General features: G+C 56.9%; 26 protein-coding genes, 1 tRNA gene and 1 pseudogene. 15 read left to right on the forward strand and 13 right to left on the reverse strand.

Annotation, left to right across the window (positions count from 1 at the left end):
- Positions 1-26: 26 nt before the first annotated feature.
- Both rnhA and ACZ5CE_RS08970 read right to left on the reverse strand, forming a co-directional pair.
- A complete protein-coding gene (rnhA, locus tag ACZ5CE_RS08965; protein WP_464574555.1) occupies positions 27-539 on the reverse strand; it encodes a ribonuclease HI in 513 nt (170 codons plus the stop codon).
- Positions 536-1,318, reverse strand: coding sequence for a class I SAM-dependent methyltransferase (locus ACZ5CE_RS08970; protein ID WP_464574556.1), 783 nt, complete (start codon positions 1,316-1,318; stop codon positions 536-538). Before ACZ5CE_RS08970 ends, rnhA begins: the two co-directional genes overlap by 4 nt.
- Before the next feature lie 140 nt (positions 1,319-1,458).
- Here ACZ5CE_RS08970 and gloB point away from each other — a divergent pair, with 140 nt between their 5' ends.
- The gene (gene gloB / locus ACZ5CE_RS08975) at positions 1,459-2,250 is read left to right on the forward strand and encodes a hydroxyacylglutathione hydrolase (RefSeq protein ID WP_464574557.1); all 792 of its coding nucleotides are present in this window, start codon (positions 1,459-1,461) and stop codon (positions 2,248-2,250) included.
- A gap of 154 nt (positions 2,251-2,404) precedes the next feature.
- On the opposite strand, the gene ACZ5CE_RS08980 is transcribed toward gloB, so the two are convergent.
- Complete coding sequence (locus tag ACZ5CE_RS08980) at positions 2,405-2,578, reverse strand: helix-turn-helix domain-containing protein (RefSeq protein WP_464574558.1); 174 nt, start codon at positions 2,576-2,578, stop codon at positions 2,405-2,407.
- 407 nt (positions 2,579-2,985) lie between these two features.
- Here ACZ5CE_RS08980 and tal point away from each other — a divergent pair, with 407 nt between their 5' ends.
- The 5 genes from tal (at position 2,986) to pgl (ending at position 7,687) form a co-directional block, all read left to right on the forward strand.
- On the forward strand, positions 2,986-4,104 hold the full coding sequence (gene tal, locus ACZ5CE_RS08985) for a transaldolase (protein WP_464574559.1): 1,119 nt from the start codon (positions 2,986-2,988) through the stop codon (positions 4,102-4,104).
- 96 nt (positions 4,105-4,200) lie between these two features.
- Positions 4,201-5,106 (forward strand): phosphogluconate dehydrogenase (NAD(+)-dependent, decarboxylating), encoded by a 906-nt coding sequence (gnd, locus tag ACZ5CE_RS08990; RefSeq protein ID WP_464574560.1) that lies wholly within the window; start codon positions 4,201-4,203, stop codon positions 5,104-5,106.
- Between the two features lie 228 nt (positions 5,107-5,334).
- Positions 5,335-5,763 carry a hypothetical protein gene (locus ACZ5CE_RS08995; protein WP_464574561.1) on the forward strand — a complete coding sequence of 143 codons (429 nt, stop codon included), beginning with the start codon at positions 5,335-5,337 and terminating at the stop codon, positions 5,761-5,763.
- A gap of 301 nt (positions 5,764-6,064) precedes the next feature.
- Positions 6,065-6,469 carry a DoxX family protein gene (locus ACZ5CE_RS09000; RefSeq protein ID WP_464574562.1) on the forward strand — a complete coding sequence of 135 codons (405 nt, stop codon included), beginning with the start codon at positions 6,065-6,067 and terminating at the stop codon, positions 6,467-6,469.
- 516 nt (positions 6,470-6,985) lie between these two features.
- Positions 6,986-7,687, forward strand: a complete 702-nt coding sequence (gene pgl, locus ACZ5CE_RS09005) for a 6-phosphogluconolactonase (protein ID WP_464574563.1) — start codon at positions 6,986-6,988, stop codon at positions 7,685-7,687.
- A 115-nt stretch (positions 7,688-7,802) separates the two neighbouring features.
- On the opposite strand, the gene ACZ5CE_RS09010 is transcribed toward pgl, so the two are convergent.
- Together ACZ5CE_RS09010 and ACZ5CE_RS09015 are read right to left on the reverse strand one after the other, a co-directional pair.
- On the reverse strand, positions 7,803-8,441 hold the full coding sequence (locus tag ACZ5CE_RS09010; RefSeq protein WP_464574565.1) for a helix-turn-helix transcriptional regulator: 639 nt from the start codon (positions 8,439-8,441) through the stop codon (positions 7,803-7,805).
- 767 nt (positions 8,442-9,208) lie between these two features.
- The gene (locus ACZ5CE_RS09015) at positions 9,209-10,054 is read right to left on the reverse strand and encodes an N-acyl homoserine lactonase family protein (protein WP_464574566.1); all 846 of its coding nucleotides are present in this window, start codon (positions 10,052-10,054) and stop codon (positions 9,209-9,211) included.
- Positions 10,055-10,226: 172 nt separating this feature from the next.
- Here ACZ5CE_RS09015 and ACZ5CE_RS09020 point away from each other — a divergent pair, with 172 nt between their 5' ends.
- Positions 10,227-10,730 carry a transaldolase family protein gene (locus ACZ5CE_RS09020; protein ID WP_464574567.1) on the forward strand — a complete coding sequence of 168 codons (504 nt, stop codon included), beginning with the start codon at positions 10,227-10,229 and terminating at the stop codon, positions 10,728-10,730.
- Positions 10,731-11,435, forward strand: coding sequence for a transaldolase family protein (locus ACZ5CE_RS09025; RefSeq protein ID WP_464574568.1), 705 nt, complete (start codon positions 10,731-10,733; stop codon positions 11,433-11,435). It begins immediately after the preceding gene.
- Here ACZ5CE_RS09025 and ACZ5CE_RS09030 read toward each other — a convergent pair.
- Complete coding sequence (locus ACZ5CE_RS09030; RefSeq protein WP_464574569.1) at positions 11,406-11,651, reverse strand: hypothetical protein; 246 nt, start codon at positions 11,649-11,651, stop codon at positions 11,406-11,408. The genes ACZ5CE_RS09025 and ACZ5CE_RS09030 overlap by 30 nt on opposite strands.
- Positions 11,652-11,911: 260 nt before the next feature.
- Between ACZ5CE_RS09030 and ACZ5CE_RS09035 the strand changes: the two genes are divergently transcribed.
- The 3 genes and pseudogenes from ACZ5CE_RS09035 to ACZ5CE_RS09045 all read left to right on the forward strand — a co-directional run bounded on the left by ACZ5CE_RS09035 (position 11,912) and on the right by ACZ5CE_RS09045 (position 13,159).
- Positions 11,912-11,987, forward strand: a tRNA-Asn gene (locus ACZ5CE_RS09035).
- Between the two features lie 295 nt (positions 11,988-12,282).
- Positions 12,283-12,522, forward strand: a pseudogene (locus tag ACZ5CE_RS09040) (IS3 family transposase); the annotation flags it as partial.
- Positions 12,523-13,033: 511 nt separating this feature from the next.
- A complete protein-coding gene (locus tag ACZ5CE_RS09045; RefSeq protein ID WP_464577468.1) occupies positions 13,034-13,159 on the forward strand; it encodes a helix-turn-helix domain-containing protein in 126 nt (41 codons plus the stop codon).
- Between the two features lie 469 nt (positions 13,160-13,628).
- Here ACZ5CE_RS09045 and ACZ5CE_RS09050 read toward each other — a convergent pair whose 3' ends face one another.
- Positions 13,629-13,979, reverse strand: coding sequence for a helix-turn-helix domain-containing protein (locus ACZ5CE_RS09050; RefSeq protein ID WP_464574570.1), 351 nt, complete (start codon positions 13,977-13,979; stop codon positions 13,629-13,631).
- Positions 13,976-14,320 carry a type II toxin-antitoxin system RelE/ParE family toxin gene (locus ACZ5CE_RS09055; protein ID WP_464574571.1) on the reverse strand — a complete coding sequence of 115 codons (345 nt, stop codon included), beginning with the start codon at positions 14,318-14,320 and terminating at the stop codon, positions 13,976-13,978. Before ACZ5CE_RS09055 ends, ACZ5CE_RS09050 begins: the two co-directional genes overlap by 4 nt.
- Positions 14,321-14,807: 487 nt before the next feature.
- Between ACZ5CE_RS09055 and ACZ5CE_RS09060 the strand changes: the two genes are divergently transcribed.
- The gene (locus ACZ5CE_RS09060) at positions 14,808-16,286 is read left to right on the forward strand and encodes an aldehyde dehydrogenase family protein (protein WP_464574572.1); all 1,479 of its coding nucleotides are present in this window, start codon (positions 14,808-14,810) and stop codon (positions 16,284-16,286) included.
- 214 nt (positions 16,287-16,500) lie between these two features.
- Positions 16,501-16,665: a hypothetical protein gene (locus ACZ5CE_RS09065; RefSeq protein ID WP_464574573.1), complete on the forward strand. Its 165-nt coding sequence runs from the start codon at positions 16,501-16,503 to the stop codon at positions 16,663-16,665.
- A 101-nt stretch (positions 16,666-16,766) separates the two neighbouring features.
- On the opposite strand, the gene ACZ5CE_RS09070 is transcribed toward ACZ5CE_RS09065, so the two are convergent.
- The 5 genes from ACZ5CE_RS09070 to ACZ5CE_RS09090 form a co-directional block, all read right to left on the reverse strand.
- A complete protein-coding gene (locus tag ACZ5CE_RS09070) occupies positions 16,767-17,876 on the reverse strand; it encodes an NAD(P)-dependent alcohol dehydrogenase (protein WP_464574574.1) in 1,110 nt (369 codons plus the stop codon).
- A gap of 158 nt (positions 17,877-18,034) precedes the next feature.
- A complete protein-coding gene (locus tag ACZ5CE_RS09075) occupies positions 18,035-19,579 on the reverse strand; it encodes an FAD-binding oxidoreductase (RefSeq protein WP_464574575.1) in 1,545 nt (514 codons plus the stop codon).
- 35 nt (positions 19,580-19,614) lie between these two features.
- Positions 19,615-20,604 (reverse strand): hypothetical protein, encoded by a 990-nt coding sequence (locus ACZ5CE_RS09080; RefSeq protein WP_464574576.1) that lies wholly within the window; start codon positions 20,602-20,604, stop codon positions 19,615-19,617.
- Between the two features lie 22 nt (positions 20,605-20,626).
- On the reverse strand, positions 20,627-20,956 hold the full coding sequence (locus ACZ5CE_RS09085; RefSeq protein WP_464574577.1) for a c-type cytochrome: 330 nt from the start codon (positions 20,954-20,956) through the stop codon (positions 20,627-20,629).
- A gap of 727 nt (positions 20,957-21,683) precedes the next feature.
- Positions 21,684-22,991, reverse strand: coding sequence for an NAD(P)/FAD-dependent oxidoreductase (locus ACZ5CE_RS09090; protein ID WP_464574578.1), 1,308 nt, complete (start codon positions 22,989-22,991; stop codon positions 21,684-21,686).
- A gap of 601 nt (positions 22,992-23,592) precedes the next feature.
- On the opposite strand from ACZ5CE_RS09090, the gene tssJ reads away from it, so the two are divergent.
- Positions 23,593-24,132 carry a type VI secretion system lipoprotein TssJ gene (tssJ, locus tag ACZ5CE_RS09095; protein WP_464574579.1) on the forward strand — a complete coding sequence of 180 codons (540 nt, stop codon included), beginning with the start codon at positions 23,593-23,595 and terminating at the stop codon, positions 24,130-24,132.
- Between the two features lie 69 nt (positions 24,133-24,201).
- Entirely contained in the window at positions 24,202-25,539 is a 1,338-nt protein-coding gene (gene tssK, locus ACZ5CE_RS09100) for a type VI secretion system baseplate subunit TssK (protein ID WP_464574580.1), read from the forward strand.
- Positions 25,540-25,630: the final 91 nt, after the last annotated feature.

Raw genomic sequence — 25,630 nt, forward strand, 5'->3', positions numbered from 1 at the left:
GGAATCGCCGCAAACCTCGTCCAGCTTCAGCCGTTCCCCAGGATCGGCGTTCCCCTCGCACGTTCCACGCCGCGCACGCCTTCCGTGCCTTCCATTGCAGAGCGGACCCCGAGGTTGGCGAGGCGGTCGGCATGCTCATTGCCCTCATGCCCCGAATGGCCCCGTACCCAATGCCACTGGATTTCATGGCGCTTCGCCAGACGATCCAGCTCTTTCCATAAGTCGTCGTTCTTCACCGGCTTCTTGTCCGCAGTGTGCCAGTCCCGCTTTTTCCAGGAATGGATCCACTCGCTGATACCCTTGTGCACGTACTGCGAGTCGGTATGGAGGCTGACGGTGCATGGCCGGGTGAGCGCTTCCAGCGCGCGGATCACCGCCAGCAGCTCCATGCGGTTGTTGGTCGTCAGCCTTTCGCCGCCATACAATTCCCGCGTACGCCCTTCGCATCGCAGCACCGCGCCCCATCCGCCGATTCCCGGGTTGCCCTTGCAGGCGCCGTCGGTGAAGATTTCCACCATTGCCGGTTGTTCCACCTTCATTCCCCGCCTTGAGCCGTTGTTTTCACGATTCTCAGGCGCGCCGCCCTTCGCGGGCGGCGGATGCCATCGTGCGCATCCAGCCGCTGGGCGACAGGGGCCATGCCTTTTCGCGCAGCGCGCACTTTCTTCCACTCCGGCTTGATAACGCGCATCCCATGGACCCGCTTCACGGCGGTAAAGAAATAAACCCCTCCCGAAAGCGGCCACCGATTTCCCATGGTTTCCATGAAGCTGAAGCGCTTCAACCATTTTTCCTGGCTGAAGGGAGGAGCAAAACAGCACATGCGGTCCCGGGTGATCTCGAAATCCAGCAGCGTCAGCCAGTCTCTCAGCCGCGGGCGCGAAATGAAATTGCCGCGCCATGGATAGCCTCCCCTGGCCGATCCGAAAAAACCGCGCATGCCCCAGACGCTGTGGGGATTGAAGCCGGAGACGATGACGTGACCTTCAGGCATCAGCACCCGCTGCACCTCCCGCAGGATCTGGTGCGGATTGACACTGAATTCGAGGACATGGGGCATCAGCACCAGATCGATGCTGTTGGTTTCGATAGGCAGAAAATCAGGAGTCGCGCGCACGGCGACGCCTTCCTCCGCCCCTATGCGAAATTGCAGCGGCATGCGATTGGCGCGCAGGAAATCATATTGGGCAAAACCAATCTGCATGGCATGATACCCAAACACATCCGCCACCGCCTGGTCGAAATAGTTCTGCTCCCGCTCCAGCAGATACTGGCCCAGGCAGCTTTCGAACCATTCCAGTTTATTTTTTTTATGCATGGGATCGTCCAAAGGCGAGAGATATGCAGGGAAAATCCATATGGGATCGCATGGAGAATGGGCTACACTATGCTTTACCGCATCGAATCCAAGCTAATTGACTGATTGAAACAGCCCGCGTGACTCGATAATTTATTGACATGACCTTGCCGCGCATCGTTCCGGTTCGTGCATTTGCCGATAACTACATATGGGTGATTCGCGATCACCGCCACGCCGCGGTAGTCGATCCCGGCGATGCCTCGCCCATCCTGGACTATCTGCGCCACGAAAAATTACAGCTCGCCGCCATCCTGAACACTCATCACCATCGCGACCATGTCGGAGGCAACGAAAAGTTGCTCCGTGAATTTCCTGTTCCCGTTTATGGGCCGGCCACGGAAGCCATCCCCACCGTTACCCATCCGCTGCGCGAGTGCGCCGGCAGGGAGAGCGACGAAGGCGTGGTTTATCTTCGCGAATTCACGCTCAGCTTCCGTGTGCTGGATATCCCCGGCCATACCGCTGGTCATATTGCGTATTATGGCGGAAACATGCTCTTTTGTGGCGATACCCTGTTTGCCTGCGGATGCGGAAGACTCTTCGAGGGCACCCCGGGCCAAATGGTCGCGTCGCTGCAAAAGCTCGCGGATCTGCCCAGGGATACCGAAGTCTATTGCGGCCATGAGTATACTCTCAACAATATCCGTTTTGCGCGAACCGTCGAGCCGGGCAATCAGGAATTGCTGGAACGCGAAAAAGCGGTGGAAGCATTGGCGAAGCAGCACGTTCCCACCCTGCCCTCCACTATCGGGCTGGAAAAAGCCACCAACCCCTTCCTGCGCTGCGACGAGCCGGAAGTGATCAGCAGCGCGAGCGCTAAGATGAATAAACCGTTAAACGATCCAGTCAGCGTTTTTGCGGCGCTGCGTGACTGGAAGAACCGTTTCTAGCCCAAGCTGCGCATTCGCTCCGCGCTTGCTGAGAAAATTGCCCGGCTCCAAGAGCCTGCATCGGATCGTACTGAAGGTTTTTAACATGAAGACTTCACTCAGCAGTTAACCTCAAAAGCGACAGTGGGTTACCCTGCCTGGTGCCGCGAATCTTTCAAGATTGACTGTGATCTACAAGATCACTCAATACGTTCAGCTCGACCGGAGGTTCATTTGGCAGCTTAACGGTGAGATTGAGCTTGCCGCCAATCGCTTCAACATATTGACGCAAGGTAGAAAGCAGCATGTCCGATCCTTTCTCCAGACGGGAGACGTTGGATTGTGGCATTCCCAGTTCCTGCGATACTCCGACCTGTGTCAGAAAGGTGCAAGTTTTATTGCCGGCACATGGAATGTTCGCGGCTTTGTGTTGTCACAACCAATGTTGTCGCAACCAGGATACCTTGTACCTCGCTTCCTTTTTCCTTTGCTTTTTCCATCCTGGCCTTTATGCTTCTCTATTCCTTATGTCATATTCCTGCGCATGCCCCACCGGGGGCGACCGGCGGGCGCAATCGGCGGATGGCATGAAATCGAAGCGAAGGCATATTGGGCAGCTTGCAGCCTCAGTATTCCAATATCATGGGGGGATGAAAGGAAGATCTGAATCGTGGCAGGCCGCACAATTAGCGGGAAGAGGCTTTGCCGCGGTTCACCTTGTTACCTTGTTAAACCGCAGCGCTACGGAGGACGATTATGAATCCCTTGGAACAAGTATTGAAATGCGGCCAATCCATATGGCTCGATTCCATCAGCCGTGATCTCATCAATAGCGGCGAATTACAGCGTCTGGTGGACGAAGATCACTTGCGCGGCCTGACCAGCAACCCGACCATTTTCGAGCAGGCCATCGCGCACGGCAACAGTTACGACGATACCCTGCGACAATCATTGAGCGCCAACAGCGAGCAGACAGACAAATCGCTGTTCGAAACAATTGCCATCGAAGACATTCGCATGGCTGCGGATGTCTTTCGCCCGGTTTACGATGAAGCCGGCGGCGTCGACGGCTTTGTCAGCCTGGAGGTTTCCCCTTATCTCGCGCATGACACAAAAGGCAGCATCGCTGAGGCGCGCCGCCTGTGGAAAGCGGTGCAACGGCCCAACCTGATGATAAAAATCCCGGCTACTCCTGAAGGCATTCCTGCAATCGAGCAATTGATCAGCGAGGGCATCAATGTCAACATTACCCTGATGTTCTCGCTCCATCATTATGCGACCGTGGCGCGGGCTTATATCGATGGGCTTAACCGCTATACGCCATCCGGTGGAAGCGGCAACTGGCCCGTTTCCGTCGCTTCGTTCTTTGTCAGCCGGATCGACACTGCGGTGGATAAGCTCCTCGAAAAGATAGGCACCGCGGAAGCGCTCGGGCTGCGCGGCAAAATAGGCATCGCGAACGCCAAGCTGGCTTATCACCGTTTTCGTGAAATCTTTCACGGAAACCAGTTCGCGCCCTTGCTCAGCAAGGGCGCGCACATCCAGCGGCCGCTGTGGGGAAGCACCGGCACCAAGAACCCTGCATACTCCGACGTGCTGTATATCGAGCAATTGATTGGCCCCGAGTCGGTCAACACGGTGCCGCCCAAAACACTAGCGGCATTTCGCGATCACGGGCAAGCTCGTGAAACCATAATGGAAAATGTCGCACAAGCGGAAGCTGACATTGCCCGGCTCAAGCACTTGAGCATCGATCTGGACGCCATCACCGTCCAACTGCAGGATGACGGCGTGGATTCCTTTATCAAATCGTACGATAGCCTGCTCGCATCCATCAGGGCCAAGCGGCAGGAGATCGCTCCCGCGCCGGCATGAAGATAGTGGCATAGGAAAAACTTACACGCGCGGCCCATAATCAGACTGGAATACCGGGGGCCGCTCGGTTTCTATTCCACCAAGGGGAGAAAAAGCATGGAAATCGGCATGGTTGGCCTGGGACGCATGGGTGGCAACATGGCGCAGCGGCTCATGAGGGGCGGCCATAGGGTAGTCGGCTTTGCCCGCGATACGAAAACCCTTTCGCGGCTGGAGGAAAAAGGCATGGTCCCGGCGACGACCCTGCAAGAGCTTGTCGCCGCGCTTGAACCGCCAAGCGCGATCTGGCTCATGATTCCCGCCGGCGCTCCCGTGGATGAGATGATCGCCTCTCTGCTCCCGCTGCTCGCCCCCGATGACATCCTGATCGATGGCGGCAACTCGAATTACAAGGAAACGCAGCGCCGCGCCCGAATGCTGAAGCCATACCGGATCCATTATGTGGATGCCGGCACCAGCGGTGGTGTCTGGGGTCTTGAAAATGGGTACAGCATCATGGCAGGCGGGGAAGAAGCGGTAATAGAAAAGCTTCGCCCCATTTTCGAAACACTTGCCCCTGCGCCCGACAAGGGCTGGGGACGCGTCGGCCCTTCCGGCGCCGGCCATTTCACCAAGATGATCCACAACGGCATCGAGTACGGCATGATGCAGGCTTATGGCGAAGGGTTTGCGCTGCTGCGCCGCAAGGAGGAATTCGGCCTCGACCTACATCAGGTGGCCGAAATCTGGCGTGACGGGAGCGTGGTGCAGTCCTGGCTGCTAGACTTGACATCCGCCGCGCTCGCGGAAAATCCTCGCCTCGAAGGCATCGCCCCCTATGTGGCCGACTCCGGCGAGGGCCGCTGGACTGTCGCGGAAGCGATCGACCTCGACGTTGCCGCGCCCGTCATCACGCTGGCGCTATTGCAGCGACTGCAATCGCGCGACGCGGAATCCTTTTCCAACAAGCTGCTTTCCGCCCTGCGCAATCAGTTTGGCGGACATGAAATGAAAAAGACATGATTCCATCCGGCATGCCATGCCTTCCGCACAGGACCGGGTAACGGAGCTTTGGTTTGACCAACCGGATACCGGATGCCTTCGCCGGGCCATGACAGGCCCGGCATTCAATTCAACACTTTTTACATACTTAAGTTGACAAAGTAGTGCTCTTCACGTATTCTTTACCTCATGCGGACGAGAACTTCACAACGTCACGGTTGGGCTCGATCTGGATGCGAAAGGAGTACGATGGTGAGAATAAGAAACTTTGCGGCAGCGCTATCATTGCTGGGCCTGCTCGGCGGACTTGGTCCGGCCGGAACCGCCGTGGCCGGCAACGGCGAGGTTCGTGCCGGCACGCAAAATATCGCTACCCGCAGCGATCATGAAATGGTCGCGAAGTATTACGAAGATACTGCAGGGGAAGCGCGGGCAAAGCTGGACGAGCAAAAGCAGTTGCTTGAGCAGTACGAAAACAGAAGCTATCTGTACGGCAGGCAGGCCCAGGACCTGCAAGCGCAGACGGATGCCATGATACGCAAGCTCGAGCGTACCGTGGACGAGAACATCAAGCAGGCTGCGCTGCACCGGAAACTGGCCCAGCGGCTGCCCGATTTGAGCTCGCAAAAGCTGAGCTCAGCCAACGCGCCCGATCGTAAGGATACCTCCCCGGAATAGACCAAACTCAGCAACCCCCAGCTAAAGCTGGGAGTTGAGGTTACGGACTGAAAGTCCGGATATGCGTTGCCTGAACGTTGTTCCCGATCGGGTTCCACTCTGAATACCTCCTTCATTTCTCCCGAAACACCCAGGAGATGCCAGGATAAATCTTCTTTTGCATTGCCTCGGCACATTCTTTCCTCCTCAAGACACACATGCATTTGCTTACGCATCGTGAAAGAATTATCATTCAGGTAATCCGGCGCTAAAATTCGCAGGTTCATCTTTATTCAGAAAAAAACGAAAACAGGAGATAGCCATGCATAATTCGCTTTTCATTGATTCCCTGGGCAAGCTGGTATTGCGCATCGCGGTAGGTGTCATGATATTGATGCATGGCATCTATAAGATACAGCATCCGGAATCCCTCGATTTCATCAGCAACATGCTCGCGGACATCGATCTTCCCCCGGCGGTGGCCTACGGCGTATATGTGGGAGAAGTGGTCGGCCCGCTCATGATGATTCTGGGTATTTTTTCACGCATGGGCGGCCTCATCGTGGTCGTCAACATGATATTTGCGATTGTCCTGGCACACCAGCCCCAGCTATTCGACCTGACGAGTAACGGAAGCTGGGCAATCGAACTACAGGGTCTTTTTCTCCTCGGCAGTCTCGCAGTCGCACTCCTCGGTAGCGGCAGATTCGCGGCCAAGCCGGATTAGGGCTTGTTCATCAGGGTCTGTTGATCAGGGCTGTTAACTGGCCTTGGCAATCATCCGCTCATTGCCTTGCCATTCGGCGCGACGGCGATATTCCTGCGGCTTTTTTCCAGCTCTTTTTCAGCCGGAACGAGCCAACCGCCCGGTCAGAATAGCGTAAAATACTGATGCCTCCGATATCGGCAATGATCGATCAGGTGCAGCTTTGCCATGGTTAGGGTTGCGAACTGAAAGTCCGGATACGCATCGCCTTAACGACCCTTCATCGCCTCAATGACCCTTATCAGGTTTCATTTTGAAATCATCGATAGCGGCTGCATCTTGTCGTATGGGTGGAGTGAAACGCAGCCCATCAAAAATATCTACCCTGCATCAGGAAGATGATGGATTACACGTTGCTCCACTCATCCCACCAAAGCTAAAACTGTCCGGCCAAAGCTGGTGGTTTTAATCTGGGGATGAAAAATCAATCGATCAATAAAGAGAACAAATAACATGAATAACGTAAGGATTTAGCTCATGAACGCTCTTCATCCCGAGCAATACCGCTGGCATTCCGTCCCCAACCGGCCGGCACTGGAAGAGGCGGCGCTGGGCATCATCCTCGATAGCGCGGCCACGTCGATCAGTGAGCGCGGGCGCTTCAATATCGTGCTCGCGGGCGGCGAGACCCCTCGCGGTATTTATGAACGGGTGCGGGAAGCCCCGACCGACTGGTCCGCGTGGCACATCTATTTCGGAGACGAACGCTCCATGCCTCCAACCGAACCCGAGCTCAATTCCTGCATGGCGGGGGAAGCCTGGCTCAGCCACGTACCCATCCCGGAAGGACAGATACATGTAATCCGGGGTGATATTCGCGCCGACAAGGCGGCAGCCGAATATGCGCAGCTCCTGGCCGGGGTCGACCTGTTCGATCTGACGCTGCTGGGCCTGGGCGAGGATGGCCACACAGCCAGCCTGTTTCCCGGCAATCCACTGGGGACAGCGGTGGATTCACCGGATGTGCTGCCGGTATTCAATTCGCCCAAGCGGCCGCCCCAGCGCATTACCCTGAGCGCAGCCCGCCTGAGCCGTTCACGGCGAGTGATGTTTCTTGTCAGTGGCGAATCGAAACGCAAGGCGGTCGCAGCCTGGCGGGCGGGGAACCCTATTCCCGCGCGCGCGATCATGCCGGAAGCCGGTGTCGATGTGCTGGTGGAATCCTCGCTGCTGGAATAGGATAGCCGGGGCTACGTTCCAGATAGCGATAGAGGCTTCCTCAGGACCTCAGAACGTGGGGCAGCAAGGGGATGGTGGATACGTGTTTCCTGGGGGCTATTTCCAGTTCAGGATATTAATCCTTCTTTGGTGTAAATTTGAATCGGCACAGATTGCCGCCGGTCGCCATGCATTCATCGTGCTCGATCTTGCTGTCGGTAAAGGTTTCCATCAGGCCCCGGTCGAGATGACAAATCTCGGTATCCTTGATCGCCATCCGGTGGAATACACAATTGTCGGCTTCGATCATCGACTCGCCCCCCGGCTGGCTCACATTCCGGGCGTTGTAGCCGAGTTGATCCATTACCTCCGCAAGCTTCTCGACTTTTTCCTTATGCGTGGTCAAATTCGGATATTGCATGCGTATCTGCTGCGCCACGCCAACACCTATGTCGTTCAGGCGCTTGCCCATGTTTTCCGTACCCTCTTCCCGCTGGACGGATGCCACCACCAGTTGCGCCAGCCAGGAATATTGGCGGGGAAAGGATTCCTTGCCCTTCTCGGTGAGCACATAAAGCTGCTGGGGACGTCCCCCGCCGGAAGGCCGCATGTTGCCCGCTTCGACCAGCCCTTCGGCTTCCAGAGAGGTAAGATGCTGGCGTACCGCGTTGCGCGTGATCTCCAGTCCTTTGGAGAGCTCATCCACGCTCAGGCCGGCCTTGTTGCCACGCAACAGCTTGAGCAACTGCTTTTGCCGATCACCCATCTTAAGCATATGATTTTTCCCTTCTCCTTATCGGAATACGAAGCGAATCGGAGTGTCAAGATAATTATAGGTCAATATTCAAACCATTGCCTTACTTATGACACTTTCTCCATAAAATAGTTGACAAAATACGTATTCTTATCTATGGTACGCTTAATCGATAGTGTGATTCAAAGCGATCCATTGATGTCGGTCAGCGATTTTAAAGGAGATGTCCCTATGAAAACAAGGGCATTTTTCGCCACTTTATTCCTCGGCCTATTGGCGTTCCGCGCACGGATGAGGGTGGTGGATGCCTCCCGCCCGGAGATTACCTAAGACTGAATTGCCGGCCCTGGCCGGGTCCCATGCAGCCGTCGAGCCAGAGTAGTAAGGCGTGCGGCTCAACGAAGCGCAGCAGTAGTCCTTGACTTTCCGCCGGGAGGCACCGGAGAGGCAAGGACTTGCGCTAGGGAAGCGCTGAACAAATCCTCGCTGAGCGCGTTGCTGGTAAAATCGGGATGATCATAAGGCGCGCGACGCAGGTCGTAGCTTGGACTACGATGCCAAGGAGCGCAACGCCATGAGCGCCCGATTTTACCGCAACCCTTATGGGGCGGGGCTTTGCGAGCAGTCTGCCTTGTCAGGCTCCTAGCGAAGGGGATCAACCATTCGCGTCGTCGCCTTTCGCGCATCCCATCCCGCAAAGCCACCGTCGCGCCAGCAGAGATTTATTCAGCGCTTCCCTAGGCTACATTCTTTCCTTTGCCGGCAGCCCAAGACAGCGTTGGCTGCTCCTATTCCAGCCCCCTTCCTGCCGGAAAGTACGGCAAACCCAGGAAAAACTGCATGTCGTGGTTGGGCCAGAGCTCTGCGTTCTCCTCGCGGGCGAGCGACTTGAGCTTGCGAATGCTCGCCCGCGCCAACGCTTCGTTATCCTGCCAGCAATAGCCCGGCGCAATCTCATCCGCTATATTCTCGCCCAGGTCAGCCGCGTCGCCACACAGGATGACAGCGCTGGGCGATGCCATTCCATTCGCCGTTCCACCGCGATCCTTTCCCTTTCCGCTTCTTCGCCCATATCCAGGCTCGACCAGCAGCGACATGTGGCCGGCGGTATGGCCGGGAGTCGCAACCGCATGCACGCCGGGCGTAACGAGATACTCTCCCGTCTTTACCTGCCACTTGTCCGCGTGAGCCAGTTCATCGGCGAATACCGTAGGGTCGAGTCCGGTGCGCGCCGCGGCAAGCTCGTCGGCCTGGACATGCACTTCGCAGCCGGCGAGGTCGTTCAATCCACCTGCGTGGTCGAAATGCAGGTGGCCGATAAACACGAGGTCGATATCGGAGGGCGCCAATCCGAGTCGGGCCAGATAATGGGGAATGCGCTGGTCTTCGCTCATTCTTGGCGGTTCGACCACGGGACGCATCGGGTCGAAATATCTTGCGCGCTGGCGCATGTCGACCACCTTTCGATAATCGCATCCCACATCATAGAGAATGCGGCCATTGGACGTTTCGATGAGGTAGGCGAGAATCGGCGCATCGATGTATTCGCCGTATCCCCGGTTGCGGGTTGAAATAGTCTTTTCGTAGCGGATCGTGCCGGTCAGCAGCGGCCAGACCGTCAGGTGGCGAGACATATTGGATCCCGGATTTTCTCGATGCGTTCTTTCAAGGAAGAAGGAAAGTCATATGAGTGGCTCGGCAGAACCGCTTCCAGTACAGCGGGCTTCGGCAGCCGCTTTCCCGGAAACCAGCGTACCATGGATGCACTGATAACATACCCTCGTCAATCCCGATCAGCCATCACACATGATACGCAAACCACAGGAACAAGAGCAATCGATCTGGCTCGACTATCCCGGTCGCGATCTCGTTCGCAGCGGCGAACTGATAAACCTGGTGCAAAGCGGCAAGGTGCACGGCGTAACGGCGGAAGCACTTTGCCCCGGCGGCCAGGACGCGCGCGCGACACCTGACCCCAACCATGGAAACCCGCTTCATGCAATGAGAACAGCCTTCATTGCAGAAGTCCGAATGCTGGCCGATATCCTTCATCCGTCATATATCAGAACCCGAAGACGCGAGGGCTACGTCTCGGTGCCGCTCGATCCCGCCGTTGCCAGTGATACCGAAGCAACACTGGCCGAAGCACGGCGATTATGGAGCAAAATCGCGCGGAAGAACCTCCTGCTGGCCATTCCCGCCACGGATGCTGGCATCCCGGCTATCTCCACGTTGGTCGCCGAGGGCATCAATGTCAACGCAACCATGCTTTTTACTCCGCGGAAATATGAGCAGGCCGCCCTGGGTTAAATGGAAGGGCTGGAGAAATTTGCCGCCAGTGATAATTCAAATATCTGCAACGAGAGGGAGCCCGAAGATGGCGAAAACACAAGTCCTCGCAGCCTTGCACGCATCGCCCATGTTGCCGGTATCGCGAGCTTCCTTCTTTCCCCCATCGATACAGCAATCGATACCATCATCTCTTCACACCTCAACCAGTGCGGCCTCATCAAAACCTATAGCGCACTGGAACGGGAAGCGCTGAGAGGCCTTGTTGGCAAGGCTGCTATTGCCAGCGCCAAAGCGGCCTATGGCCGCTTCCAGGCCATTTTTTCCGGTCCCCGCTGGGAAGCACTCGCTGCCATGGGAGCGCAAAAGCAGCGGTTGCTCTGGGCGGGCACTACCGTCGAAAACCTTGCCTATCGCGAGACCAGGTACCTGGATGCACTGGGCGAACCGAACACCATAATGTCGATCTTCCCCGCCCTGCTGGCAGCGTATGCGCAACATGCGGAACAAGGACCATCCAGGGAAAGTAGCTGGCCATCCCGCAGCTCCCGCAGCCCCGATAGTCCGCACGAATATGCCAATAACGCCAGCGTCGTGCTGAGCGAACTCAAGAAGCTGCATATATCGCTGGATGAAATAGCCGAGAGATTGCAGTCCTCGCGATTGAAGCGCCAGGCGGATGCATGCGCGGATACCTCATCTCGCTTCCCCGGTCTCCGCGGTTGACTCCGGAACGCTGGTCTCATGCAGTTTGTTCGAAAGAAAGTGGGCGGAAAGATTCATGGCGAAAGGCACCAGGAGAATCGCCGCCAGCAGAGCGACCAACGCCGCTCCAGGGCCCATCATGATTTTTCCGCGCGCCACCAGCCGGAAAATAAAAACCGCCAGCAGGATAAAACCTGTCAGCACCACGGCGCTGATGATCAAGAACTCGCTTTGCATTGTATCCCCGTTAATCCGGATATATTAACGCAACGCTTTGCTATCCTGAAGCGGGGTCGTGCTGGTAGGGTACAAACAGTACAAACTTATGGGTAGCAAAGATGCTCGCCGGATCGATGAAGGAATGGAAACGAGTGAAACCGGAAAGAAAGGAGCGTATTTGTTTGTCAGAAAGCTGATGAAGCGGGACTCCCGGCCTTATTCGATTGACCCGGATAGCCCAAACCATTAGTATATGCACCTCTTCGCATCTCTCCCATTCCCCGATAGCTCAGTCGGTAGAGCGACGGACTGTTAATCCGCAGGTCCCAGGTTCGAGCCCTGGTCGGGGAGCCATCCAGCCTTAGTGCGAACCGTGTCAAATCCGGTACGGTTCACGAGCTTGTCAGCTTTATACTCAATTCTGAGTTCTGTATCGTTCACCACGATCTGGTCGATGAACGAAGAAAAGAATAGCCTCAATTTCTTTTCATCAGCCGTGGTCGTCACGATTTCTTTTCATCAGCCGTGGTCGTCACGATATCGCGTAAAAGGGACGCCATCTCCTGCACATCGTCTTCATCGATCGAGACCTCGGGCATCGTACTACAGCGGTGATTATCAGGCGTTGCTGGCCGAATATGACATGGTGGCGAGCATGAGCCGCAAAGGCAATTGCTGGGACAACGCGCCGATGGAAAGCTTTTTCAACAGTTTGAAGAACGAGCGCGTGTTCCACGAAGATTACACCACGCGGGAGGAAGCCAAGCGGGATTTGTTTGACTATATCGAGATATTTTATAACCGGAGACGCCGCCACTCCGCGTTATGCTACAAGAACCCGGCACAGCATCACGCGGCTTGGCTCTTGAAGCAAAAACTGGCAGCTTGATGATGTCGTCGGTATCCGGAAAATACAACCAAGCTCAATCTACTGGTTCCATACTGAACAACCAGTGTTATCATTGGAAGACTTACAACCCTTCAGGAGACCCCACCATGATGAAGTCCAACAAATATGTAGCAGGCGTTGTACTACTTCTAGTTGCAGGAGGAGCTGCTGCCAGTTGCTTCCCAGACCCCGGCTCTATAATTTGTCAGGACTCCAAAGGTGAATACCACGTAACCCCGCATTCTGAAGACTCTATAAATAAGACCTATGCGCCCCCTAAGAGTGTTCCGTCCTCTTATGAAGCAAGTAACCATAGCTTCACTCTAGGCGCTTCAGGTGTTAATCCCAACACTACCAATACAAAGGATGACCCTAAGGAATACTTCAGAAGGTACCAGTAGTAAGAATACCTAAACAGCAGCACCCCAGGAGGCCACCCTAGCGGTGGTCTTTCTTTTGCCTGAATCTCTCTCGCTTTAACACCTCCTCTCAGATAACTCCCTGCCCCCCCCTGGAAGCCCTCTCGGTATTCGGTGCGTACCGCCTAGCTGCCCATATCGAGATCCTCCGTAGTCGTGGAATACTCATTGTCACCACTATGAACAAGGATGCCACCGGTAGACAGTACACCCGGTAGAAGTGATTCCGTTCGTTTGAACAGCAATTTGAGTATTTTATTTCGAATGTTGTCCCCTGCACGATTTATTCCTGATTTGATCCCAAGGGTAATTAAGCAGTTGATTCATATGATATATCATATACTGATAAGTTAGGGAAGCGCTGAACAAATCCTCGCTGAGCGCGTTGCTGGTAAAATCGGGATGATCATAAGGCGCGCGACGAAGGTCGTAGCCGGGACTACGATGCCAGGGAGCGCAACGCCATGGCTCCCCAGAGCGTGGCCCGAGGGCCCCGCGAAGCGGGGATCGGGCAGCGGCGGGGATGCCAGAGCGCGCCAAAGTATACATGGGGCGCCAGCAGCCCGCTACGGGGTCGCATCTTCCTTTCGGAAGACACTGCTCCGCCCTGCGCGGTCGCACCATTCGCGTCGTCGCCTTTCGCTCATCCCATCCCGCAAAGCCACCGCCGCGCCAGCGGAGATTTGTTCAGCGCTTCCCTAGATTTGAATCTACCGCCAGCCGCACTGGCTTCCCGATCCGGCTCAGCATCTCGACCAGTGTATCGATGGTGAACTTTCCGGTTTTTTTGTTGATCACGTCCGATACGCGCGGGCGTGATATCATTAAAATCTTGGCTGCTTCAGTCTGCTTAAGGTGATGCTGCGAGATCCACGCCGCCAGCTCCATCATCAGCTGTTCCTTGAGCAGTCGCGTATCATTGATCTGTTTCTGCGAGGCTTCCTGCAGCCGCTCAGCTTCTTCCGTATCAAACCCCAATTCCAGAAATAGGTTGACTCCCGGTTTGGTAACGTGCTGGATCTCGGTATCAATCTTCATTTCTCGTCTCTTCTCATGTTAATTACGGCACGATAACGCGCCTCTGCAATATCCTTGTCGTGCCTGCTGGTCACCTGCGTTTTCTTCTGGAAACAGTGCAGCACATATATCGCTTCCTCGAATTTGGCGATATACATCACACGGTAAATGCCATTGCCCTCCCGAATGCGAATCTCCCGCATACCAGTTTCTATCTTGTCGAATGGGCGCCAGTCTTCCGGCTCCAAGCCGGCCTGTACCTTGCTCAGTTGAAATCCGACAGTTCGCCGAGCGTCATCTGGAAACGCCAGCAGATCATCATAGGCTGAGCCTATCCACCGGATTTCTTTTTCAAGCCTCATAATTATGTACAAAATTTTATACTAAATGAACTGAAAATCAACAGGCGTAAAAAAAACTTACCGCCTCCTGACTCTCAATGTCGCAGGAACAAAAGTGGTCCCGTTTGTTTTGACAAAAATCTGTTATTGTGAAGTGGGCTTTCTGAATATAGGATTATCCGCGGCGGCACTCGCTGCCTCATGTGCAAGGCAAGAGTGTGGACGCGGTGGATAACCCCGATTGCCATCTACGCCGCCAGTCCCGGCAAGAGCGTTATTTACGAAATAAAAACGCATCTGGCGTGATACCCTCAAACAAACGGTGTGGCTTGAGTCAGCGCCGCTGAAACACGAATATGCTATCGTACCAACTCTGCATTATTGGCTCATGGTCGAATACAAGGAAAATGTGCAGAAGGTCGAGTTCGCCTGATAACCGCAGTCCGCAGTCTATTGGTTCTATTTTGATCATCTACAGCGAGGCATGATGGAAGAGAAATCCGGTGGAATGAGAAACGACAGCGGCCAGCCCTATTCAGGTTTCGAGGGACAATACATCGGCGGCGCCTGGCGGCCTGGCAAGCAAGGTGAAATCCTGAAGGATACTGATCCCTACTCGGGGGAAACGCTTGCCGAGATCGTCATGGGAAATAAAAGCGATCTGGATGAGGCCTACCAATCCGCCGCAAAAGCCCAGGTAGCATGGGTAGCGCGCCTTCCTTTCGAGCGCGCCGAAATCATGTTGCGCGCCGCCGCGATCATGCAGGCGCGTCGTGAGGAAATCGTGGACTGGCTGATCCGCGAAGCAGGCGGGATCCGGTACAAGGCTGAACTGGAGTGGCAGTTCGTTCGTGCCACCATGCTGGAGGCCGCGTCGTTCCCCCACCGGGTCGAGGGTCGCATTCTTCCCCTTGACGAAGCCGGCAAGGAGAGCCGGGCTTACCGGCAGCCTCTCGGGGTAATCGGCGTGATCAGCCCATGGAATTTTCCCATGCATCTGTCCCATCGTTCCATTGGTCCCGCGCTCGCGCTGGGAAATGGCGTGGTGGTCAAGCCCGCCGAGGATACTCCTGTCACCGGCGGCCTGCTCATCGCGAAAATTTATGAAGAAGCCGGCCTGCCGCCCGGCCTTCTCAACATCGTGATCGGACCGGTGGAAGACATAGGAGACGCCTTCACTTTGCATCCGGTTCCGAGCCTCATCTCTTTCACCGGCTCAACCCGGGTCGGACAGCATATTGGGCAGCTCGCCATGAGCGGCCCCCGCATGAAGCGCGTCGCGCTCGAACTTGGCGGAAATGCGCCCTGCGTCATCCTGGACGATGCTGATATCGGGCACGCCGTGCGCGCCACGGTGATCGGAAGATACCTTCACCAGGGCCAGATCTGCATGAGCACCAATCGCATCATCGTCGATGCAAAGGTACATGACGAATTCGTTGACCGCTTCGTTGAGCATGTCAGGGGCCTCAAGTATGGCAACCCGCATGATCCTGCTGTCGCGATCGGGCCTGTCATCAATCAAAAGCAGCTTAAATCCCACATTACCCATATAGAAGGCGCCCGGGCGGCGGGAGCGCATCAACTGGTGGGCGGGGCTCCGGAGGGGCAGGTTGTGCCGCCGCACGTCTTCGTCAACGTCACGAATGACATGCAGGTTGCCCGGGAGGAAATGTTCGGGCCCATCGCTTCCATCATCAAGGTGAACGGAGAAGCCGAGGCGCTGCGGATGGCAAACGATACCCAATATGGATTATCGAGCGCCGTATTCACGCGCGACGAGGAGCGCGGACTCCGATTCGCGCTGGGTGTACAAGCCGGCATGACCCATATCAACGACAGCACCGTGGACGATACTACCACCGGTCCGTTCGGCGGGGAGAAAAACAGCGGCATCGGGAGATTTGGCGGGGAATGGATCCTGAACGAATTCACCAGGGACCACTGGATAACCATCCAGCATTCGAAGCCATCTTATCCATTTTAAGCCGGCATCAAACCCGGTTCGGTGCAGCTTTCATGAAAATGAAGCAGCGCCATTTCCCATTCCCGCTTACATTCCGTTATTGCCGGCCGGAATCCAATGTATGCAATCCCGGCCTATTGTTTTCAGCAAACGGCAAAACATCTGGTTAAACGAGCGGACCAGGGCAACCGCAGAAGGATGGCGGGATGGTAGAACTCATTCATCATATTTACCGTTGGCATTCCTCGATGTGCCGGCACTAGGGCAACCGGAAACATTCATCCAGGTGAAAGAAGATCTGTTCGATGAAGGCGGGAACATCGCCAATGAGAACAGTAAAAAATTCCTTCAAGGCTGGATGAATCGCTATGCCAAATGGGTAAAAAAACTTACCGCCTGAATCGAAGCCGAAGTTGAAGAGGAATTAGAGAACGGGGTGGCATAAAATCCCTGCGGGGAAGACGGCGCTGGCCGATCCCCGTGCCTTCTGGCTGTTTCCCTTTACGGCTGCAGACGGATGATGGGCTTGATGGTAACGCCCTTCTCGCTGTCTTCCGCTGCCTGGTTGATCTGGTCCAGCGTGTAGAATTTCACCAGTTTGTCGAAAGGAAACCTCCCCTGCCGGTAAAGCTCGACCAAAGCCGGAATAAAAAGGTCGGGCTTGCTTTCGCCTTCGATAATGCCGATGATGCGCTTTCCAGTAGTCATCACGCCATTGACGTCGAAGCTGGCCTCGGTACCCAGCGCGGGGGCGCCAACAATCCCGCAAGTGCCTCCGATAGCCAGCGCGTCGATCGCCTGGCGCAGAACGGCCGGCCTGCCGCTGGATTCCAGCGTGAAATCGGCGCCGCCGCCGGTAATTTCGCGTACTGCTGCCACGGGATCGGTTTCGCGGCTGTTTACGGTATGCGTGGCGCCCAGCTCTTTTGCCAGTTCCAGCCGTGAAGGCACCACGTCGGCGGCGATGATTTTGGTCGCACCGGCCACGAGGGCGGCCATGACCGCGCTCAACCCCACTGCCCCGCCCCCGAAAGCCGCAAAACTGCTGCCGGGCGTGACCTTCAGCGCGTTGATGACTGCGCCCGCGCCGGTCTGGATGCCGCAGCCAAGCGGACCCAGCAGTTCCAGCGGGACATCCCGCGGCACGCGGATAACGTTGCGCTCATGCACCAGGGCGAACGTGCCGAAGGATGACTGCCCGAAGAAATGATCGTGAATCTTCCCGCCGCCCGTCTCGTGCGTGGCCGTACTGCCATCCTCGCGCGCACCGCCAAAATTCAATGGGTAAAAATTCTCGCAGTAAGTCAGATCCCCGCGCAGGCAGGGCTTGCAGTGTCCGCACCACATGTAGGTGAGCACCACATGGTCTCCTGTCTTCACCTTTTTTACGCTGCTCCCGATCTCTTCCACCACACCCGCTCCCTCATGCCCGAGCACGACCGGCAGGGGCACGTCATAGAGCTGGTCGCGCGCCACCATGTCGGTATGGCACATGCCGGTGGCCACAACCCTGACCAGCACTTCGTCTGCACGGCAGTCTTCCAGCGTCAGCTTCCCGACTTCAAATGGCCCGCCCTTCCGGCGAACTACCGCTCCCGTGATTTCTCTCATTTTTGCTGTTCCTTTGAAGGGGTTGTGAAAGAACCCGTGCTGCTATTGCGGCGCATGTGGCAAACCGCTGCGAAACGCAAGGGCTGAAGAGAAGATCGGGAGGCAAACCCCGCGTCGCGGCGATCTGCCTATCCTCGTTCGGGGTATCTATCGGCGTTCTAGCGTATGCCCGATTTGCCCGGCGCGAGAATGCCGTTGGGATCCAGCGCATCCTTGAGCATCTTGTGCACGTGGCGCTGCACCGGCCCATAGGTGTGGGCGACCTTGTCCATGAATGCAGTATTGACCCGGTAAGTCCCGTATCCCAGCTCTGAAAATGTCGTCAGCAGTTCGTCAAAGCACTGGTATGCCGCCTTCACCTGCTCAGGGTTGGTCTTGTCATACAGGACATCGACGATATGGTGCATATCCCGCATGCCGACGATGAATTCGCCGGAATAATCCAGTCCGTGCTTGCCAAGTATCTGCTTGGTCAGCGACATCTGCTTGAGCGTCTCGCTGCCGAGGGCCTGCGAGACCGGCGCAAACCACATGGAACCCCCGCCGCCGCGCCAGTTGTACAAGGAAAACTCCACCAGGTTCATGCCTCCACGCATGATTTCGGCCCGATAGTCGAAAGCCCGGTCGCCCGCCATTTCCTTCTCGGTCCGGATCCTGGCCTTGCCTGACCTGCCGAACGCCTGCGTCACGATCTTCCAGTTCACGTCGACCTGCTCCTGGGTGCCGTACAAGGCCGCATAGATATTCCATATGCCCAGGTCGTGATCCTTGGAAATCTTGCGCACTGCTGCGTCGGGGATGGCTCCGGGGCCGGTATAGTAGTCGCTGCGCTTCGCCTTGGTGGGCGCATCGTATAACGCATGTGCGATCACGGCTGCGTTGGGAATGACGCCGCTGATGCGCAGCGGGCGGATCGTTTCCACGATCTCGACAATATCGCCCTCATCCTGGTACTGGATGACGAACGGCTTGTATACCGGCGGAGCGGGCATGAGCCAGAAGCCGAATTTGGTGACGATGCCGTAGTTGGACTGGGTAAAGATGCCATCCAGGTAGGGGCCGTAGCCCCACTTGAATACCTGCCAGGTGTTGGAATTGGGCAGCGATCCCATGCCGGTGCGAAGCACTTCGCCATTGGCCAGCACGACCTCCATCCCGCAGGCGAACAGGAAATGCTCCCCATAGGGCGTGTAGCCGACCCCGCGGTCCAGGGTGTTGCCGGTGGGGCCTGCGATGGCGGAAGGTGCGGGTACCGACAGCCACAAGCCCAGTTTGTGCTCGGCGATATGATCGTAGAGCTGCTGATAAGTAACGCCAGGCTCGACCAGGGCATAGGCCAGATCCTTGTTCACTTCCAGGATCCGATTCATCCGCTTCAGATCGAGCACCACCTGCCCGCGCTCGGCTGGCGCGGCACTTCCATAACCCAGGTTCTTGCCGGTCGAGATGGGCCATAATGGCACCTTGTACTGGTTGCAGATTCCCACGATCTTCTGTATCTGCTCGACAGTGGTGGCCATCAGCGCCGCGGACGGCACATGCTCGGAATCAGGCACCGGCATCATGGTCTTGATGTAGGGTGCGAGTTGTGCCGCGCTGGTCAGAACGGCGGCCTCGCCAAGAACACTCCGAAATTCCTTTATCGCGGCGTCGAACAGCTTTTCAGGGACGCCCTTTGGCAGCGCAATGTATTTATCGGCCATTATTCTTTCTCCTCGGCGTCACATCAGGTATCAAATCAGGTATCAATTACGAATGAGGCAAACTGCTCGGCCACGCCCATCCGCTTGCCCGGCCCCATGGCCGATCGGTGCACGAACGCGCGGCTGCAACAGGGCTCCTGAATCACATTCTCTCCCAGCGCCGCAGCCGTAACGGCATATCCTACCGATTCCACCCATCCGGATCGCGGTTGCCCTTTGCCTTGCGCCGCGAATGCAGCGGCTTCCTGCGCCGGCGCCCGCTGGGACACAGGCCGCCATGCGCCCGCCGGGTTCCAGCCCAGCGATGCGCATCCGTCGGAAAGCGAAACCCCTGAGCAATGGAGATGGAACGCATCCGCTTCCGAACCAGATACCGCACCTGCATTCTCCAGACGATAGCCCACGAAGCCGGGAACGCCGTTTGACGCCGTCATGGGGGCGCCGGATGGTGCCGGCGTGGATAAAAAATTCTCCACGATGGAAAAACTGCTTTCATCCGCAACGAGGCTTGAAGCGAGAATGCTTCCCGCGCTCTGGGCAGGGGATGCGGCGGCCCATACATGGCGGAACTCGGAAACGCCTGATGATCGATTCCGTATCGAGGCGCCATCGGAAGACGCGTGCGAGCCGAGCAGAAGCAGTCTTCCGCCGGTGCTGCGTACCAGTTCGGTGAGAACCGCCGCGCTACCCTCATCCATTATGGCGACCCATCGCGTATTACGGGATTTTTCCAGCAGCCGCGCCGCCATCTCGTAATCGCGGAGCAGTCCGCCCTTTAATTTCACTACTTCGGGCGCCCCTCCTTTGACGGCCACGATTTCTCCACTGCCTCGCGCCACATATTGGGCCGCCATGCGGAAACCCGCTGCAAATTCTGCATCCGTCCGGGTATTTCCCAACAGCAGCCCAAATCTTTCCGCCCTCTCGCCAGGGTCGCCCGCAAATGCGCCCGGAGGAATGCCCAGCGCCAGGAATGTGCCACTGGTCAGCACACCTTTCATGAGATTGCGTCTATACATGTCCATGGAATAGTCTCCCGCTGCCGATTCAGTTTTTCGAGATATATTCAGCCAGCTTTTCCAGTGAGCCGTCATCGATTTCCGAAGGGCGGAATGACGGCATCGCGCGCAGTCCGCCGCGCACAATGGAACGAATGTAGGCCGGCGGAAGATCGCGGCCGCGGATGACCGGCCCCACGTGGGTCTCGTGGCAATGGCTGCAGACTTTGGCATAGGCGTGGCCCCCATCCTTCCATGCGAAAGGGGCGCCGGAATAATCCTGGGATTGCGCCCATGCGATGTTCGCCGCCAAACCGGCGCCAACCGTCGCCAGCAGCAGAAAACCGGAGGCTGCGCCTCGCGGCATTATTTTACCCATATCACCTCCTCCGGAAAGAACAATATGACAATCCCATGCAATCTCAAGCAGAATTGATGGGGGGTACGATAGTCTGCTATAGCAGCAGGCAAGGTGCTGCAAATTCCGGAGCTGTTGGAACCCGCTCGCAAACAAAGGCATCTATCGCCCGCGCAGGCCAGCGCAGGATAACCTTCTGCAATAAAGTCATCCAGGCACGCGCGCATCAGCGTCATTTCGACGCGGCCCTATTCGACAAATCCCGGCATACCGGCTCCCGGAATCCGGGTAACAATACAATACCCTATAACAATACTCTAGCAAAAATCGGATCATCCCATCAATGAATTTCCATCCTGAATCCGGCGGTTGGATAGGGTGGCGTGTGCGGTTTCGGGTGTGGAAACCCGCCCAGTCAATCGCGCTTGCGTGAGCGCCACGGAGATCGCCGAGAGGAAGAGCGCGTACATTCTCATCTCAGTCGCTCTCCCGCTTGGCGTGGGGCGCGGCGACACGAACGCTTCACTGCTCATTGCTGGACCCTCATCGTTGTATGCGTTGTACGCGTTGTACATCGCTGTGCTGGTGTGCGGGACGGATGCTGGAAATGGGCAGAGGCGCTTAAGCTTGCTGCAAAGATCGCTAGCCCGCAACGGATCACCCAGGACGGCCTGTCCCCAGCTCTGGCGGCTTGAACCCGGATGGCGCGAGGTGAGATACCCGGATGGTGCGAGGTGAGATCGTCCGGTCAATCGAGACGGATCGTCGAGCGCAACCGCGTATTCAGAAGATCGACCAGCCAGACCAGCCCCCCGCGCCAGAACCCGTACAGCCGGGCCTGATGGCTGCGATAGAGCATTGCGTGGCTCAATTGAGCCAATCTTCCCCGGATAGTGGTTCCCTTGAGCAATCCGAATTTTCCGAGCGAGCCAAAAGCATCATACTCCGCAAGCGATACGAGGGAGCCGAAATCCCGGTAGGTGAAATCCGGAGCCGAAGTGCCGTGCTGCATGGCGGCGGGAAGATGGCGGATCAGATACTGTGCCTGCTGGTGGGCGACCTGGGCTGTCGGCGGCAGTGGCCGTCTGGCACCGGGAAGCGTGAGGCTCGCGCAATCGCCGATCGCGTAGATGTCGAAGTCTCGCGTCGTCTGCAAGGATGGCAAGACTATAAGCTGGTTGCTCCGCATCGTTTCCAGCCCGTCGAGGTCCGCAAGAAAACCGGGCGCCTTCACGCCCGCCGCCCACACGCGCAGGGAAGCCATCACCTTCCCGCCGTCGCCGAGTTCGAAACCTTCCGCGGTTACAGCGCTGACCTTCGAGCCGAGCATGACTTTGATACCCAGGCTCTCAAGTCTGGCCTTGGTCGCCAGCGAAATATCCTCGGGAAACGCCGCCAGCAGGCGCGGCCCACTCTCGATCAGCGTGATGCTGATCCGGGATGCCAGGGATTTTGCACCATAGGCGCCGGCGGCCTCGGTCAACTGCACCAGTTCCGCGGCCAGTTCAACGCCGGTCGCGCCGCCACCCACGATTGCGATGGACAGATTCTGATCCTGGGCGAGGCACTGGAGCATCCGGATACGCACTTCCTGATTGAACCCATCTGCCTGCAGGCGGGAATCTATCTTGAAGCAGTGCTCCCTTGCGCCAGGTGTTCCGAAATCATTGGCTTCGCTGCCAACCGACACCACCAGTGCATCGTAGGAAAGCAGCCTTGCAGGTACGAGCAATCGACCGTCGGGGGCGTGCAGCGCGGCAAGCCGTATTTCGCGCGCCGCCCGGTCAAGGCCGCACATCTCGCCGGGCTGATACTCGAACCCGGCAACCCGGGCCTGGGCGAGATAAGGTATCTGCTGCTGTGAAATATCACGTGTTCCCGCCGCGATCGTGTGCAGCATCGGTTTCCAGATATGGGCCGAGTCACGGTCGATCAGCATGATGGAGGGCGCCTGCCGATCGCGCTTCCACCGCCGTCCCAGCACCGTGGCAATCTCAAGGCCTGCCACGCCGCCACCTACAACAACGATCCTCTTGCGCTGCTCGACGACGTTCATAAAGCAATCTCCAATCGTTTCCGAGCCTGGCCCATGGGGAGCGAAGTTGTAATCCCACATCCGGCAAATCCGGATGCCATTATCCGCGTTCTTTTTTACTCCTGTGCTATATTGAAAACAGCGAATGCCATGAATACCATGAATGCCATGGTGCCTGGCTTGCTCAGCAGAAGCAGGAGTGAAGCGACCGCAGCATTCAAAAGCACTAACTCATGCTTACACAGGCCAGCGCGAATATGAGAATATAACACTTGGGGAAGTTGGGGAAGCGCTGGAAGAATCTTCGCTGGACGCGCTACTGATAAAACCGGGATGAGCATAAGGCGCCGTTGCGTCAGCGAAGATTCGTTCAGCGCTTCCCTGGGAGTCATGCCAATAGACTGCAGGATGGGTGGAGTGAGACGCAACCCATCAAAAAACATCTATCCAACACCAGGAAAATGATAGGTTACGCTTTGCTCCACCCATCCTGCGCAAGCTGGCTTTAACCTGGGGATGGAAAATAACAGTCTGCACGCTTTCATCTCCTATCGACGAGATTTACCTTTTCCTGGATTATCGGCCTTTCCAACATGCAGGCATTCGCCCCTAAAGGAAACAGATGAAGCCGTCATCATTTCTTTATCATGCTGTTTGCACTGCATTTCTTCTCTTTCTGGCCGCCTGCGCCAGCACTCCAAAACCGACGATAGTCAAGGTTACCCTCCAGGCTCAGCAAAACGTGAATCCGGATATGAATGGCCGGGCTTCGCCAGTGATCCTGAAATTTTACGAACTCAAATCCGTTACGGCATTCAATGCGGCCGACTTCTTTTCCACTTTTGACAGTGAGCAAAAAACCCTGGGTGCCGAGCTTGTCAACAGCGAGGTATTCCAGTTGCGTCCGGGCGAGACGCTTGAATTCGACAGGCCGCTGAGCGCTGATACTCGGCATCTGGCAGCGATTGCGGCCTTTCGCGATCTCGAGCGCTCGCAATGGCGGGCAACCTTGACGCTCCCGTCGAAAACCAAACTCTCCCAGGTGATTGTCCGGCTGGATGGCAACAAGGTGCTGATGGGTGCGGAACAGGAATGTTCGTTTCCTTGCGGTATCACGTCGAAAAAGCCGCCCCCGCTCGGCAACGCGCAGCAGGAAAAATAAGGCGAAGAATCCGGATCCTGGGCAGCAATCCGGGCTGCATAGAGAACAGAGAGCGTCGGAGCAATAACAATGCCGTGGAACAATAAGGTTGTCTGGTCTGAGGGGCTGTTCCTCCAGCCACAACACTTTCAACAGCAGGACCGCTATTTTGAAAAAATGGTGGAAGGCCGGACCGCTCCGTTGTCAGGTTATTGCTGGGGATTCCGCAACCTGGAACTCAATCCCGACGCATTGGCCCTCGGCAAGATACAGCTCTCCGCCGCGCGCGGCATCTTCCCGGACGGGACACCATTCGACTTCCCGCACGAGGATGCGCCGCCCCTGCCGCTGGACGTGGGCAGCGATGCCCGGAACGAACCCATCGTATTGGCCCTGCCCTTGCGCCGCGCCGGAATGGCTGAAACCGAAGCAGATGGAGACCGGGACGCAAGCCTCGCCCGTTTTTCCGTGGAGGAGCGCGAGGTTCCCGATTCCAGCTCCGGTTCCAATAACAGCGCGCTTCTGCAGACGGGACAGCTGCGCCTGGGCCTGATGCGCAAGCGCGATGTGACCGACGCCTATACCACGCTCGATGTGGCGACGGTAACCGAGCGGCGCGCCGACAATCAGTTGTTGTTGCAGAAAGACGTCATTCCACCCATGCTGCACGCTGGCGGCAACCCGGCTTTGAGTGGATATGTGAGCGAATTGTGCGGCCTGCTGCATCAGCGCGGGGAAGCGCTCGCAGCCCGGGCTGCCCAGCCAGGGGCCGGGGGCGTGGCCGAAATCGCCGACTTTCTGCTGCTGCAGACGGTAAATCGTCACCAGCCTTTGTTCATGCATTTTTCCACGCATCCGTTGCTGCATCCCGAACGCCTTTTCAGCGCCTGCCTCGCTCTCGCCGGCGATCTCGCCACCTTCACCGCCAGCCGGCACAGGCCGCCCGCGTACCCCGAGTATGAGCATGATGCGCTGGCGCGCTGCTTCATTCCGCTCATCGCCGATCTGCGCCGTTCGCTGAGCATGGTGCTGGAGCAAAGCGCCATTTCCATTCCGCTTCAGGATCGCCAGTATGGCGTGAGGGTCGCAATCATCCCCGACAAGGGGTTGCTCATGACCGCCCGCTTCGTGCTGGCGGTCAACGCCCAGTTGCCGGGGGAAGCGCTGCGCACGCGTTTTCCGGCACAGGTGAAAATCGGATCGGTGGAACGCATACGCGACCTGGTCAACCTGGCTCTTCCCGGCATTCCGCTCAACTCCCTGCCTGTTGCGCCACGGCAGATACCATTCCATCGGGGATTCAATTACTTCGAGATGGAACAAGGCGGCGAAATGTGGAAGCAGCTCGAACGGTCGGGAGGACTGGCGCTGCATGTCGCCGGTGATTTCCCCGGGCTTGAGCTTGAATTCTGGGCGATAAGGGGATGAAACCTGAAAATACCAGCCATTCCCGGGTACCCATGCCTTGACTTGATATCTATCCTTCGAGCATGACACACGTTTTCTCTCTGAACCGGAA

Source organism: Nitrosospira sp. TNL200, assembly GCF_055386305.1.

Coding starts and splice junctions, on each gene's coding strand:
- rnhA (WP_464574555.1), bottom strand. CDS start 539: ATGAAGGTGGAACAACCGGCAATGGTGGAAATCTTCACCGACGGCGCC.
- ACZ5CE_RS08970 (WP_464574556.1), bottom strand. CDS start 1,318: ATGCATAAAAAAAATAAACTGGAATGGTTCGAAAGCTGCCTGGGCCAG.
- gloB (WP_464574557.1), top strand. CDS start 1,459: ATGACCTTGCCGCGCATCGTTCCGGTTCGTGCATTTGCCGATAACTAC.
- ACZ5CE_RS08980 (WP_464574558.1), bottom strand. CDS start 2,578: ATGCCACAATCCAACGTCTCCCGTCTGGAGAAAGGATCGGACATGCTG.
- tal (WP_464574559.1), top strand. CDS start 2,986: ATGAATCCCTTGGAACAAGTATTGAAATGCGGCCAATCCATATGGCTC.
- gnd (WP_464574560.1), top strand. CDS start 4,201: ATGGAAATCGGCATGGTTGGCCTGGGACGCATGGGTGGCAACATGGCG.
- ACZ5CE_RS08995 (WP_464574561.1), top strand. CDS start 5,335: ATGGTGAGAATAAGAAACTTTGCGGCAGCGCTATCATTGCTGGGCCTG.
- ACZ5CE_RS09000 (WP_464574562.1), top strand. CDS start 6,065: ATGCATAATTCGCTTTTCATTGATTCCCTGGGCAAGCTGGTATTGCGC.
- pgl (WP_464574563.1), top strand. CDS start 6,986: ATGAACGCTCTTCATCCCGAGCAATACCGCTGGCATTCCGTCCCCAAC.
- ACZ5CE_RS09010 (WP_464574565.1), bottom strand. CDS start 8,441: ATGCTTAAGATGGGTGATCGGCAAAAGCAGTTGCTCAAGCTGTTGCGT.
- ACZ5CE_RS09015 (WP_464574566.1), bottom strand. CDS start 10,054: ATGTCTCGCCACCTGACGGTCTGGCCGCTGCTGACCGGCACGATCCGC.
- ACZ5CE_RS09020 (WP_464574567.1), top strand. CDS start 10,227: ATGATACGCAAACCACAGGAACAAGAGCAATCGATCTGGCTCGACTAT.
- ACZ5CE_RS09025 (WP_464574568.1), top strand. CDS start 10,731: ATGGAAGGGCTGGAGAAATTTGCCGCCAGTGATAATTCAAATATCTGC.
- ACZ5CE_RS09030 (WP_464574569.1), bottom strand. CDS start 11,651: ATGCAAAGCGAGTTCTTGATCATCAGCGCCGTGGTGCTGACAGGTTTT.
- ACZ5CE_RS09050 (WP_464574570.1), bottom strand. CDS start 13,979: ATGAAGATTGATACCGAGATCCAGCACGTTACCAAACCGGGAGTCAAC.
- ACZ5CE_RS09055 (WP_464574571.1), bottom strand. CDS start 14,320: ATGAGGCTTGAAAAAGAAATCCGGTGGATAGGCTCAGCCTATGATGAT.
- ACZ5CE_RS09060 (WP_464574572.1), top strand. CDS start 14,808: ATGAGAAACGACAGCGGCCAGCCCTATTCAGGTTTCGAGGGACAATAC.
- ACZ5CE_RS09070 (WP_464574574.1), bottom strand. CDS start 17,876: ATGAGAGAAATCACGGGAGCGGTAGTTCGCCGGAAGGGCGGGCCATTT.
- ACZ5CE_RS09075 (WP_464574575.1), bottom strand. CDS start 19,579: ATGGCCGATAAATACATTGCGCTGCCAAAGGGCGTCCCTGAAAAGCTG.
- ACZ5CE_RS09080 (WP_464574576.1), bottom strand. CDS start 20,604: ATGGACATGTATAGACGCAATCTCATGAAAGGTGTGCTGACCAGTGGC.
- ACZ5CE_RS09085 (WP_464574577.1), bottom strand. CDS start 20,956: ATGGGTAAAATAATGCCGCGAGGCGCAGCCTCCGGTTTTCTGCTGCTG.
- ACZ5CE_RS09090 (WP_464574578.1), bottom strand. CDS start 22,991: ATGAACGTCGTCGAGCAGCGCAAGAGGATCGTTGTTGTAGGTGGCGGC.
- tssJ (WP_464574579.1), top strand. CDS start 23,593: ATGAAGCCGTCATCATTTCTTTATCATGCTGTTTGCACTGCATTTCTT.
- tssK (WP_464574580.1), top strand. CDS start 24,202: ATGCCGTGGAACAATAAGGTTGTCTGGTCTGAGGGGCTGTTCCTCCAG.